This window comes from Isoptericola sp. Y541, from assembly GCF_059445465.1.
This window is the reverse complement of sequence record NZ_JCAIUJ010000001.1, coordinates 881,215-891,758: the sequence shown is the minus strand read 5'-3', so window position 1 is coordinate 891,758 and position 10,544 is coordinate 881,215. Positions and strand designations below refer to the sequence as shown.

The 10,544-nt window shown below is 73.8% G+C and carries 11 protein-coding genes; 9 read left to right on the top strand and 2 right to left on the bottom strand.

Going from position 1 to position 10,544, the window contains the following annotated elements:
* Positions 1 to 35 precede the first annotated feature (35 nt).
* Both panD and AC1C2V_RS04020 read left to right on the top strand, forming a co-directional pair.
* On the top strand, positions 36 to 449 hold the full coding sequence (gene panD / locus AC1C2V_RS04025; protein ID WP_495388447.1) for an aspartate 1-decarboxylase: 414 nt from the start codon (positions 36 to 38) through the stop codon (positions 447 to 449).
* Between the two features lie 49 nt (positions 450 to 498).
* A complete protein-coding gene (locus AC1C2V_RS04020) occupies positions 499 to 2,220 on the top strand; it encodes an L-aspartate oxidase (protein ID WP_495388266.1) in 1,722 nt (573 codons plus the stop codon).
* Between the two features lie 14 nt (positions 2,221 to 2,234).
* Here AC1C2V_RS04020 and nadC read toward each other — a convergent pair whose 3' ends face one another.
* Entirely contained in the window at positions 2,235 to 3,146 is a 912-nt protein-coding gene (gene nadC, locus AC1C2V_RS04015; protein WP_495388446.1) for a carboxylating nicotinate-nucleotide diphosphorylase, read from the bottom strand.
* Positions 3,147 to 3,280: 134 nt separating this feature from the next.
* Here nadC and lysS point away from each other — a divergent pair, with 134 nt between their 5' ends.
* From lysS to AC1C2V_RS03980, 7 genes are all read left to right on the top strand, one after another.
* Positions 3,281 to 4,804 (top strand): lysine--tRNA ligase, encoded by a 1,524-nt coding sequence (gene lysS / locus AC1C2V_RS04010; RefSeq protein ID WP_495388265.1) that lies wholly within the window; start codon positions 3,281 to 3,283, stop codon positions 4,802 to 4,804.
* Between the two features lie 13 nt (positions 4,805 to 4,817).
* A complete protein-coding gene (locus tag AC1C2V_RS04005) occupies positions 4,818 to 4,982 on the top strand; it encodes a hypothetical protein (protein ID WP_495388264.1) in 165 nt (54 codons plus the stop codon).
* 103 nt (positions 4,983 to 5,085) lie between these two features.
* Complete coding sequence (locus AC1C2V_RS04000; RefSeq protein WP_495388263.1) at positions 5,086 to 5,421, top strand: histone-like nucleoid-structuring protein Lsr2; 336 nt, start codon at positions 5,086 to 5,088, stop codon at positions 5,419 to 5,421.
* Between the two features lie 82 nt (positions 5,422 to 5,503).
* A complete protein-coding gene (locus tag AC1C2V_RS03995) occupies positions 5,504 to 6,607 on the top strand; it encodes a lactonase family protein (RefSeq protein ID WP_495388262.1) in 1,104 nt (367 codons plus the stop codon).
* Complete coding sequence (gene mshA, locus AC1C2V_RS03990) at positions 6,607 to 7,977, top strand: D-inositol-3-phosphate glycosyltransferase (protein ID WP_495388261.1); 1,371 nt, start codon at positions 6,607 to 6,609, stop codon at positions 7,975 to 7,977. The genes AC1C2V_RS03995 and mshA overlap by 1 nt, the downstream gene beginning before the upstream one ends.
* Positions 7,978 to 8,024: 47 nt before the next feature.
* Entirely contained in the window at positions 8,025 to 8,630 is a 606-nt protein-coding gene (locus tag AC1C2V_RS03985) for a nitroreductase family deazaflavin-dependent oxidoreductase (RefSeq protein WP_495388260.1), read from the top strand.
* 96 nt (positions 8,631 to 8,726) lie between these two features.
* Positions 8,727 to 9,467, top strand: coding sequence for a phosphoglyceromutase (locus tag AC1C2V_RS03980; protein ID WP_495388259.1), 741 nt, complete (start codon positions 8,727 to 8,729; stop codon positions 9,465 to 9,467).
* A 77-nt stretch (positions 9,468 to 9,544) separates the two neighbouring features.
* Here the strand turns inward: AC1C2V_RS03980 and AC1C2V_RS03975 are convergent, their stop codons facing one another.
* A complete protein-coding gene (locus AC1C2V_RS03975; RefSeq protein ID WP_495388258.1) occupies positions 9,545 to 10,489 on the bottom strand; it encodes an NAD-dependent epimerase/dehydratase family protein in 945 nt (314 codons plus the stop codon).
* Positions 10,490 to 10,544: the final 55 nt, after the last annotated feature.

Sequence of the window (10,544 nt, the reverse complement as noted above, 5' to 3'; positions counted from 1 at the left end):
ACCCGCGCCGGCGTCCTGCCTCCCTGCAGCGGCCGATGATGATCGGCAAGATCCACCGCGCCACCGTGACGCAGGCGGACCTGAACTATGTCGGGTCGATCACCATCGATGCCGACCTGCTCGACGCGGCCGACCTCTACCCCGGCCAGCAGGTCGACGTGGTGGACGTGACCAACGGGGCCCGCCTCACCACCTACGTGATCCCGGGCGAGCGGGGCGGCCGCCAGGTCAGCATCAACGGGGCCGCCGCGCACCTGGTGCACCCGGGGGACACCGTCATCGTCATCGCCTACGGCATGCTCGCGGACGCCGACGCGCGCACCTACGAGCCCACCGTCGTCTTCGTCGACCCGGAGAACCGGATCGTCCAGCTCGACGACGACCCGGGCCAGGTGCCGGGTGGCTACGGGCTGGAGTCCAGCGGGCTGCCGTTCGCGGCCGTCCGGTGATCGCGACGTTCTTGGTGACTGCCCTGGGGACGGCCCTGGTGACGGTTCGGTGAACGGGCCGCGGCTCGCCCGCGCGCTCGCCGCCCCCGCCCCCGGCTGGACCACCACCGCCGACGCGATCGTCGTCGGCAGCGGCGTCGCCGGCCTCACGGCCGCGCTCGAGCTGCGCACGCGGGTGCCGCGGGTGCTGCTCGTCACCAAGGGGGCGCTCTCGTCGGGCTCCACGGTGTGGGCGCAGGGCGGCGTCGCCGCGGCCCTGCACCCCGACGACACCCCGGACGCACACCTCACCGACACGCTCGCCGCCGGCGGCGGCCTGAGCGACCCCGAGGCCGTGCGCGTGCTGGTCACCGAGGGCCCCGACCGGGTGCGCGAGCTGGTGGCCCGCGGCACGGCGTTCGACGTCGGCCCGGACGGCGGCCTCGCGCTCACCCGCGAGGGCGGGCACCGCGCCGACCGGATCGTGCACGCGGGCGGCGACGCCACGGGGGCGGAAATCTCCCGCGCGCTGATCGCGCAGATCGAGGCCGTGCGCGACGACCCTGGCATCGAGTTGCTCGAGAACGCGCTGGTGCTCGACGTGCTCACCGGCCCGCCTGATCGCCGGTCGCCCTTCGACAGGCTCAGGAACCGTGAGTCAAGGCCCGTCGCCGGGGTCACGCTGCACGTGCGCGGCGCGGGCACGCGGGACGGCGTGGGCGCGGCGCTGGCACCGGCGGTCGTGCTGGCCACGGGCGGCATCGGGCAGGTGTTCCGCTCGTCGACCAACCCGCCCGGCGCGACGGGCGACGGCATCGCCGCCGCCCTGCGCGCGGGCGCCGTCGTCGGCGACCTGGAGTTCGTGCAGTTCCACCCCACGGTGCTGTGGCTGGGGCTGGGCGCCAAGGGACAGCAGCCGCTGATCAGCGAGGCCGTGCGCGGCGAGGGCGCGCTGCTGCTCGATGTCGACGGGTACCGCTTCATGCCGCGCGAGCACGAGCTCGCCGAGCTGGCCCCGCGGGACGTCGTCGCGCACGCCATCGTGCGGCGCATGGCGGCCACGTCGGCCGACCACGTGCTGCTCGACGCGCGGCACCTGGGCGCGGGCTTCCTACGCCGCCGGTTCCCCAGCATCACTGCCCGGCTGGCCGAGCACGGCATGGACTGGACCGAGGAGCCGGTGCCCGTGGCGCCCGCGCAGCACTACCACTCGGGGGGCATCGTGGCGGATGCCCGCGGGCGGACGTCGGTGCCCGGGCTCTACGCCGTCGGGGAGGTCGCGTGCACGGGCGTGCACGGCGCCAACCGGCTGGCCTCCAACTCGCTGCTGGAGGGCCTGGTCTTCGCCCACCGCGCCGCCCGCGACGTCGCGCGGCGGGTCGAGGACGGCGAGCTGCGCCGCGCCCCCGAGCCGGAGGCACGCCCCGGCGAGGCGGCGCTCGTGGCGGCCGCGGCTCGCTCCCGCGTCCAGCGCGCGACGTCGGACGGCGCCGGCCCGGTGCGGACGGCCGAGTCCCTGGGGCGCGCCGCGGACGTCCTCGACACCGTGCGGTCGGACGCCCATCGCGACCCGGACGTCGTCGCCGACCCCCAGGCCGCCGAGTGGGAGACCACCAACGTGCACCACGTCGCCAGCGCGCTGGTGCACGCCGCCCGAACGCGCGAGGAGTCCCGCGGCGGGCACTTCCGCGCGGACTTCCCCGCGCCCGACCCAGCCTGGCAGCGCCGCGTCGAGCTCGCCCTCGACGACGGCGGCACCCTCCGCGAGGTAGTCCCGATCCCCGCGAGGTAGTCCGGAATTTCGCACTACCTCGCGGGGCGGAGGTCCAGCGCGAGGTCGAGGATCGGGGCGGAGTGCGTGAGCGCCCCCACGGACAGGTAGTCGACGCCGGTGCCGGCGACCTCGCGGGCACGCTCCAGGGTCAGGTTGCCGGTGGCCTCGAGCTCGACGTGCCGCGGCACGCCGTCGCGCCCCTGCCGCCCGCGGACCGCGGCGACCGTCTCCGCGAGCACCGGCGTGGGCATGTTGTCGAGCAGCAGGAAGTCCGCGCCGGCGTCGAGGGCCTCCATGGCCTGCGCCGTCGTGTCGGCCTCGACCTGCACCAGCACGTCGGGGAACGCACGGCGGACGGCGTCGATCGCGCCGCGCACGGAGCCGGCGGCGACCACATGGTTGTCCTTGACCATCGCGACGTCGAACAGGCCCATGCGCTTGTTGGTGCCGCCACCGGCGCGCACGGCGTACTTCTCCAGGGCGCGCAGGCCCGGCGTCGTCTTGCGGGTGTCGAGCACCTGGGCGCCGGTGCCGGCGAGCTCGCGCGACCACGCGGCGGCGGCCGTCGCGACGCCGGACGCCCGGGAGACGAGGTTGAGCAGCGTCCGCTCCGCGACCAGCAGCACCTGGACCGACCCGACGAGGGAGGCGAGCACCTGCCCGGGGGAGACGGCGTCGCCGTCCTGGGTGTGGAACGTCACGACCGGCGCGGGCAGGCCCAGCCGGCTGGCGACCTGCCGCAGCGCCTCGTCGACCACGACGAGCCCCGCGACGGAGCCCTCGGCCCGGGCGACGAGCTCCGCCGAGCCCGTGGCCGACGGCGCCACGGTGGCCTGGGTGGTCACGTCGCGGCCCGGCGCCGCGCCGAGGTCCTCGTCGAGCGCCACCTCGACCGTGCGGGCGACCCATGCGGCGTCCAGGCCGGGCTCGACGGCGGACGGCAGGTCGTGCGTGGGAGGGGCCGGGAAGTCGCTGGAGGGCAGGTCAGGCTGCGGGTCGGTGACGCTCACGCGTCGCAACGCTACCCGCGGAGGGGGCGAGGCACGTCGCCTGTGGAGAACGCTCGTAGAATCTCTGGGTGACCTCCCCGCAGAACCCCGCTTCCGCCGCGCCCTCCAGCGACCCTGACGATCTCCCGGAGCAGATGCGCGTGCGCCGGGAGAAGCGCGACCGGCTGCTCGAGCGGGGCGGCGAGGCGTACCCCGTGGGCCTGCCGGTGACGCACTCGATCGCCGCGATCCGCGAGGCCTACGATCACCTCGAGGCGGGCCAGGAGACGGACGACGTCGTCGGCGTGGCCGGCCGCGTCGTCTTCCTGCGCAACACGGGCAAGTTGTGCTTCGTCACGCTGCAGGACGGCGAGGGGCGCCGCCTGCAGGCGATGCTCAGCCTCAAGGAGGTGGGCGAGGAGTCGCTGGCCGCGTTCAAGTCCGACGTCGACCTGGGCGACCACCTGTTCGTGCACGGCCGCGTGGGCGCGTCGCGGCGAGGCGAGCTGAGCGTGTTCGCCGACTCGTGGCAGATGGCGGCCAAGGCCCTGCGGCCGCTGCCGGTGCTGCACAAGGCGCTGTCGGAGGAGGCCCGGGTCCGTCAGCGGTACGTCGACCTCATCGCGCGCCCCGCCGCCCGCGAGATGGTGCGCACCCGCGCCGGCGTGACGCGCTCCCTGCGCGACAACTTCCACCGCCGCGGATTTCTCGAGATCGAGACGCCGATGCTGCAGACCATCGCGTCGGGGGCGTCCGCGCGGCCTTACCGGACGCACATGAATGCCTATGACATCGACCTCTTCCTGCGGATCGCGCCGGAGCTCTTCCTCAAGCGGGCCGTCGTGGGCGGCGTCGAGAAGGTCTTCGAGCTCAATCGGAATTTCCGCAACGAGGGCGCCGACTCCACGCACTCGCCGGAGTTCGCGATGCTCGAGGCCTATGAGGCGTACGGCGACTACAACACGATCGGCGCTCTCACCCAGGATCTCGTGCAGACCGCGGCGCGCGACGTTCTCGGCACCACCGTGGTCATCCTCCCCGGCGGCGAGGAGTACGACCTCGGCGGCGAGTGGGCGCAGATCACGATGTACGGCTCGCTCTCAAAGGCGCTGGGCGAGGAGATCACGCCCGAGACCACCGTGCAGCACCTGACGGACCTCGCGGAGAAGGCCGAGATCTCGGTGGACCCGAAGAAGGCCAACCACGGCAAGCTGGTCGAGGAGCTGTGGGAGCACCACGTGGGCGACGCCCTCCACGCGCCGACGTTCGTTCGGGACTTCCCGGTGGAAACGTCGCCACTGGTCCGCGCGCACCGTTCCGTGCCCGGTCAGGTGGAGAAGTGGGACCTGTACGTGCGGGGCTTCGAGCTTGCCACGGGGTACTCCGAGCTCGTCGACCCGGTGGTGCAGCGGCAGCGGTTCGAGGCGCAGGCGGAGCTCGCCGCGGCTGGCGACGACGAGGCGATGGCCCTCGACGAGGACTTCCTCGTCGCGATGGAGCACGCCATGCCGCCGTCGGGTGGGATGGGAATGGGCCTCGACCGGCTCCTCATGGCGCTCACCGGGCTCGGTATCCGCGAGACCATCCTCTTCCCGCTCGTCAAGCCGGTCTGAACGGAGCAGCGACATGGACACCTTTCTCGCGATCTTGGCCGGGCTGGTCCCTTCCGTCGGTGTGGGCCTGTTGTTCTGGCTCGCGATGCGCAAGATCATGCATGCCGACCGGAACGAGCGACTCGCGCTCGAGAAGATGGACGCCGAGCAGGCGGCTGCCGAGGCGGAATCACGCTGAATTCGTGACGGATTCGTCGCGCATGACGATTCATATTGACAATCCGGCCTGTTAGCGGCATTGTCGGCGATGACCGTAGTTCTGTGACCTGAAAGGTTGTCACGTGGTTCAGAAGCAGCAGATCGTCCTGATCGACGATATCGACGGGAGCGCCGCGGACGAGACCGTGACGTTCGCGCTCGACGGCGTCTCGTACGAGATCGACCTCACCTCCGCGCACGCGTCCGAGCTGCGTGACGCGTTCGCCACCTGGATCGGCCACGGTCGCAAGACGTCGTCGCGTCTCGGCGGGGGCGCCCGCAGCGCCGCACGTCGCGGCGGCACCGACCGCGCGCAGCTCGCCAAGATCCGCGAGTGGGCCCGCGAGAACGGGCACAAGGTGAGCGACCGCGGCCGCATCCCCGGCTCCGTCCTGGAGGCGTACGAGGCCGCGCACTGATGTCGTTGGTTGAGCCTGTCGAAACCCTGCCAATGGTTTCGACAGGCTCAACCCCTGTCCGGGTCGGTCATAGGCTGATGTCATGACGGAACCGAGCGCTCGGGCGCAGCTCTGGGTCGGCACCTACCCGCAGGCGGGCACGGCCCCGGGCAGCGGGGAGAGCATCTGGCGCGTCGCCCTGGACCGGGATGGGACCGTCGTCTCGGCCGCCGCGGTCGTGGCGACGGCGTCCCCGTCGTTCCTTGCGGCGCACCCGTCCGGCCGCACCCTCTACGCGGTGGGCGAGACTGCCGAGGGCACGCTCACGGCCTTCCGGGTCGAGGGCGCCGGCGACACGGGCGCGACGACGCTCGCGGTGTCCGGCTCGACGTCCTCCGGCGGCGCGGAGCCCTGCCACGTGCTCGCCCGACCCGACGTCGTCTGGGTGGCGAACTACGGCGACGGCGGCGCCGCGTCGGTGCCGGTCGACCCGGCGACGGGCGACCTCGCCGCGGACGGCGTCACCGTGCGGCCCGGCGTGGGCAGCGGCCCCGTCGTCGAACGACAGGCCGGTCCGCACGCGCACTTCGTGGCCGACGCCGGGCCCGACGTGCTGGTGTGCGACCTCGGCGCCGACGTGCTGCGGCGCTACCCCGCGGACGGGACGGGCGCTGACGGTGCCGGCGACGTCGCCGCCGTCTTGCCGCCAGGCACGGGCCCTAGGCACCTCGTGACCCTGCCCGACGGGTCGCTCGTCGTGGTCGGCGAGCTCGACGCCCGGGCGCACGTGCTCGTGCGCGACGGCGACGGGTGGTCCCCGGCGGCGGCCGTGCCGGTGGCCGGGGACGCGCAGGCCGGTCGGGACTTCGCCGCCCACGTGACGCTGAGCGCCGACGGCACCCGCCTGCACGTCGGGGTGCGCGGCGCCGACGTCCTGGCGGTGCACCGGGTGCGCCTGCCCGCGGCGGGCTCGGCCGGCGCGCCGACGCTCGAGCACCTCGCAGACATCCCGCTCGGCGAGGGCGCCTGGCCGCGCCACCACGCCGTCCTCGCGGCGTCCGACGGGACGGGCGCCGAGACGGTCGTCGTGGCGCTCCAGGGCACGAGCGAGCTCGCGACCGCGCGGCTCGACCCCGCGACCGGGGTCGGCGAGGTTGTCGCCCGATACCCCTTGCCCACCCCACCCGCCTGCGTGCTGGAGTCCTGATGAGTGCCGAGGCCGGGCAGACCCGGCCGGGCCCGCGGGTCGCGATGCTGTCGGTGCACACGTCCCCCCTGGACCAGCCCGGCACCGGCGACGCGGGCGGCATGAACGTCTACGTGCTCGAGCTCTCCCGCGCGCTGGCCCGGCGCGGCGCGGAGGTCGAGATCTTCACGCGGGCGACGTCGTCGGCCCAGCCGAGGTCCGTCGACGTGGAGCCAGGCATCCGGGTGGTGCACGTGGCCGCCGGCCCGTTCGAAGGGCTGGACAAGAACGACCTGCCGGGCCAGCTCTGCGCCTTCACGGCCGGGGTGCTGCGCGCCGAGGCGCACCGCCCGCCGCACTGGTACGACGTCGTGCACTCCCACTACTGGCTGTCGGGGCAGGTGGGCTGGCTCGCCGCCGAGCGCTGGGACGTGCCGCTGGTGCACACCATGCACACGATGGCGCGCGTGAAGAACGCGGCCCTGGCGCCCGGGGACGCGCCGGAGCCGATCGGCCGGGTCGTGGGGGAGGAGCAGGTGGTCGAGGCCGCCGACGGGCTCGTCGCCTCGACCCGCGAGGAGGCCCGCGACCTCGAGCTCGAGTACCGGGCCGATCCGGACCGCGTGCACGTCGTCGCGCCCGGGGTGGATTTGGACGTGTTCCGGCCGCTCGAGCCCGCCCCGGGTGAGGACGCCGGTGAGGGCGCCGGCGAGGCCTTGGAGAGGGCCCGCCACGCGCTGCGCGCGCGACTCGGCCTGCCCACCGACCGCCGGATCGTGCTGTTCGCAGGGCGGGTCCAGCCGCTCAAGGGGCCCGACGTGCTGGTGCGCGCGCTTGGCGTGCTGGCCGACCACGCCAGCGCGGACGACGCCGTCACCGCCGAGGCGTGGTGCGACGGCGGCGGGTCGCGCGTACCCGTCCTCGTCGTGCTCGGCGGCTCGAGCGGGCGCCCGACGGCGGTCCGCGAGCTGGAGGCCCTGGCCCACCAGGTCGGCGTGACGGACCACCTCGTCGTGCGCCCGCCGGTCCCGCGCGAGGAGCTGGTCGACTACCTGCGTGCCGCGGACGTCGTCGCGGTGCCCTCGCACAGCGAGTCGTTCGGCCTCGTCGCCGCCGAGGCGCAGGCGGCCGGCGTCCCCGTGATCGCCGCCGCCGTGGGCGGGCTGCAGACGGTGGTGCTGGACGGCTCCTCCGGCATCCTCGTGCCCGACCACAGCCCGTGGACCTGGGCGCGGGAGCTCGGGGACCTGCTGGCCGACGACGAGCGTCGCGCGCGCCTCGCCGCCGGGGCCCGGCGGGCGAGCGAGCGCTTCAGCTGGGACCACGCCGCGGCCGCCATGCTCGACGTCTACGCCCAGGCCGCGAAGGTGCACCGCGCGCGGAGGATCTGAACGCCTGGTGTGTCACCTGACGAACCTCCGGCGGCACACTCGTGACCATGCCGACCATGCCGACCAACCACGACCACATCCAGGTCACCCGCGACCAGCGCGTCGAGAAGATCCTGGCGCTCGGGCTGCGGCGGTTCCCCGGCGAACGCCCCGGCCGCGTCCTGGTGGACCTCGCCGGGAATGGATCGAGCGGTCGGGCGATTGCAAGGGTCATGCCGATCACCGGAGAGTACGTACCCAGCCCGTCCGCCCGCACCGCCGACCAGGTGGCGCTCTACGAGTCCTCCGGCGGGACGGAGGGCACGACGATGCGCGGCATGCCGGTCGTCGTCCTCACCACCGTCGGCGCGAAGACGGGCAAGCTCCGCAAGGCCGCGCTGATGCGGGTCGAGCACGACGGCGCGTACGCGGTCGTCGCCTCCCTGGGCGGCGCCCCGAAGCACCCGGTCTGGTACCACAACATCGTCGCGAACCCGCGGGTGGAGCTGCAGGACGGCCCGGAGAAGCACGAGTACGTCGCGCGCGAGGTCACGGGCGACGAGAAGGCGCTGTGGTGGGACCGGTGCGTCGCGGCGTACCCCGACTTCGCGGACTACCAGACGAAGACGGACCGGCAGATCCCGGTCTTCGTGCTGGAGCGCGCGGACGCCTGACCCGGACGCCTGACCCGCACGCCTGATCTGGAAGTCACGGGTCCGGGATCCGGCCCGCGGTGCAGCCGGCGCGGGGGAGGAGGCAGGATGGTCCCCATGACCTACACCCTCGTGCTGCTCCGCCACGGCGAGAGCGAGTGGAACGCGAAGAACCTCTTCACCGGCTGGGTGGACGTGCCGCTGTCGGAGAAGGGCACCGCGGAGGCGAAGCGCGGCGGCGACCTGCTGAAGGATGCCGGCGTCGACCCCGACGTCGTGCACACCTCGCTGCTGCGCCGCGCCATCAACACGGCGAACCTGGCGCTCGACGCCGCCGACCGACACTGGATCCCGGTCAAGCGGAGCTGGCGCCTCAACGAGCGCCACTACGGCGACCTGCAGGGCAAGGACAAGAAGCAGGTGCGCGAGCAGTACGGCGAGGAGCAGTTCATGCTCTGGCGCCGCTCCTACGACGTGCCGCCGCCGGACATCGCGCTCGGCTCCGAGTTCTCCCAGGACGCCGACGTGCGCTACGCCGGCGAACCCATCCCGCGTTCGGAGGCACTCAAGCAGGTGCTCGAGCGGGCGCTGCCCTACTGGGACGGCGAGATCGTGCCCGACCTCCAGGCCGGCAAGACCGTCCTCGTCGCCGCCCACGGCAACTCCCTGCGGGCCATCGTCAAGCACCTCGACGGCGTCGACGACCAGACCATCGCGGGCCTCAACATCCCCACCGGCATCCCGCTGGTATACGAGCTCGACGAGGAGACGCTGAAGCCCACCAACCCGGGCGGCACGTACCTCGACCCCGAGGCCGCGAAGGACGCCATCGCGGCGGTCGCGAACCAGGGCAAGTAGTCCGGCCCTCGCTGTGCGCCAGACGACGGCGCCGCGCCCGCGAGGGTGCGGCGCCGTCGTCGTCTCCGCGGCACCCCTCAGCCGAGGCCCGTCCGGAACCCCTCGCGCCAGCTGGGGAACCGCGGCGCCCAGCCGAGCTCCCGCCTCGCCTTCGCGTTGGACGACCCCCGCGCCGTCGTCATCATCGCCGTCCCCAGCTGGCCGAGCATCGGCCGGGCGAGCCAGGCCGGCAGGCGCATCGGCCGCCGGCCGCCGAGCTGCTCGGCCAGGTACGGCAGCCACTCGGCGACGGGCGCGGGCTCGTCGTCGACGACGTTGTAGACACCGGGCGCTCCGCGGTCGACGGCGGCCGCGGTCGCCGTGGCGGCGTCGTCGATGTGCATGAAGGACCACGTGCCGGTGCCGCCACCCACCACGGGGAACCGCCCACGGCGGACCAGACCGGCCACCGAGCCCGTCCGGGACAGGGCCTGACCGGGCCCGTAGAAGGCGCCGTAGCGCAGGACGATGCCGTCGATGCCGGTCGCACCGGTGACGGTCCGTTCAAGATGCTTGATGGCGCGGAGCGACTCGCGGGCCTCCTTGCCGGGGTCGTCGATGAGCGGGTCGTCCTCGGTCTTCACCCATCTACCGCGCCGCTCGTTCGGCCACCCGGTGTAGCTCTGCGCGACGAACCGCCGCGTCCCCGCCGCGTGCGCCGCAGCGAGCAGCGCGTCGGTGCCCTCGGTGCGCAGCCGGTTCGTGACGGCGAAGTCCTGGTCGAACCGGCGGAAGTCGCCCGTGATCGACGACAGTGCGGTGAGCTGGTGGACGACGACGTCCGGCGCGGCGGCCGTCACGACGTCCCGGACCGAGCCGGGGTCGAGGCCGTCCATGACGGCACCCTCCGCCCCGACGGCACGCACGGCGGCGAGCCTGGACTCGCTGCGCGCGGTCCCGACCACGTCGTGCCCGGCCGCGATCAGCATGGGCACCAGTCGGCTGCCGATGGCTCCGGTGGCTCCTGCGACGAGGACTCTCATGTCGTTCCCCTCTCCTCACCACGATCGACGAGAGAGGCGCGCGGATCGTGACGCG